This is a genomic window from Gordonia alkanivorans NBRC 16433 (genome assembly GCF_000225505.1).
Classification (GTDB): Bacteria; Actinomycetota; Actinomycetes; order Mycobacteriales; family Mycobacteriaceae; genus Gordonia; species Gordonia alkanivorans.
The window spans coordinates 1-1683 of record NZ_BACI01000025.1 but is presented as its reverse complement, the minus strand read 5'-3'; the positions used below and the strand labels follow the sequence as shown (position 1 = coordinate 1683).

Below are 1683 nucleotides of genomic sequence, written 5' to 3'. Positions count from 1 at the left end.
TTACAACTAGCCACAGCCAGAGGGACCGACGATTCGTCGGTCCTTCTGTGCTTTGTGGTGGATCCTCGGCTCGAGAGATCATCGGGCGAGCGACGACTCGCGTTCCTCTTCGATTCGCTCCGCGAGCTCGACGCCAAGCTCGACGGGAAGTTGCTCGTCGTGCGGGGCCGCCCCGACGAGGAGATCCCGCGTCTGGCGAAAGCCGTGGACGCCGAGGCCGTCCACATCTCCGGGGACTTCACCCCCTTCGGGCGACGCCGCGACGAGGCCGTCGCCGAGGCGCTCGGCGACATCCCACTGGAGGCCACCGGCTCGCCGTATCTGGTCTCACCGGGTCGGATCACCAAGGACGACGGCGAACCGTACAAGGTGTTCACCCCGTACTTCCGCCGGTGGCGTGAACACGGCTGGCGTCAACCAGCCGATTCCTCGATCCCGGGTTCTGCAGTCCTCGACCCGTCGGGGGTGAAGAAGTCCGGCCGGATCAAGATCCCGAAGGCGCCGACGACGCTGTCCTTCCCCGCCGGCGAGGACGCCGCCCTGGCCCGATGGGCAGAATTCGTCGACGACGATCTCGCCGATTACGACACCGGCCGCAACGACCCGGCTGCCGACGTGACCAGTCGGATGTCGGCGTACCTGAAGTACGGCAACATCCACCCGCGCACGCTCGCCGCCGACCTCGGCCGCTCTGCCGGCGGTCAGGCCTACCTTCGCGAGCTGGCGTTCCGCGACTTCTACGCCGATGTCCTCTACCACTGGCCACATAGCCTGTGGCACAACTGGAATCGGCAGTTCGACGACATCGAGCTGGACACCGACGACGAGGCCTACGAACGCTTCGAGGCGTGGAAGGCCGGACGCACCGGCTTTCCTCTCGTCGACGCCGGTATGCGGCAGCTGGCTGAGACGGGCTGGATGCACAACCGGGTCCGCATGGTCACCGCGTCGTTCCTCGTGAAGGACCTCCACCTGCCGTGGTGGTGGGGTGCGGAATGGTTCCTCGAACAGCTCGTCGACGGCGACATGGCGTCGAACAACCACGGGTGGCAGTGGGCGGCCGGCACCGGAACCGACGCGGCGCCGTACTTCCGGGTGTTCAACCCGGAAGCGCAGGCCAAGAAGTTCGACCCCGAGGGGGAGTACGTTCGGCGTTGGGTGGGGGATGTCGACGCCGACGACTACCCGGAACCGATCGTCGACCACAAAGCCGAACGTGAGGAAGCACTGCGACGGTTCGGCCAGATCTGACCGCACAGAAAAGCCTCTGACCAGCCGATTTGTGTTGAGGGTAAACTGTGCGTAACTTATGTCGAGTCAGCGAGCCACGGCGCCGCCCCGGAGGACCTGAGAGGGTCTGACTGGTGGGGAGTGGAGACCGGGTTTTTCGTTGGCCGCCCCTGATCTTCTGGTTCGAGACTTGGTGTCTCGGGCTGGGTGTGTGGGGTTGCTGGACTGTCCTGGTGCGCGGATCTTCGGATTTTGCGGGCGGGGTTTGGGTCTGGTAGGCTGGAAGAGTTGCCCCGGAGACGGGGTGGCGGTGGAAAGTCAGAACGAAGTCTGCTGGTGAAAGCCCTTGTGGGGGTGAGTGGCTGGTGGGTGTGTGTTCTTTGAGAACTCGATAGTGTGATGATGAATTGTCTGATGCCATTTTTTTGGCATCGTGCATTCTTTATGGATGTT

1 protein-coding gene is annotated in these 1683 nt (G+C 63.9%); it reads left to right on the top strand.

Features of this window, described 5'->3' with window-relative positions:
- Positions 1–1251: cryptochrome/photolyase family protein (locus GOALK_RS03265; protein ID WP_006357363.1), on the top strand; the 1251-nt coding region annotated here is incomplete at its 5' end.
- Positions 1252–1683 lie beyond the last annotated feature (432 nt).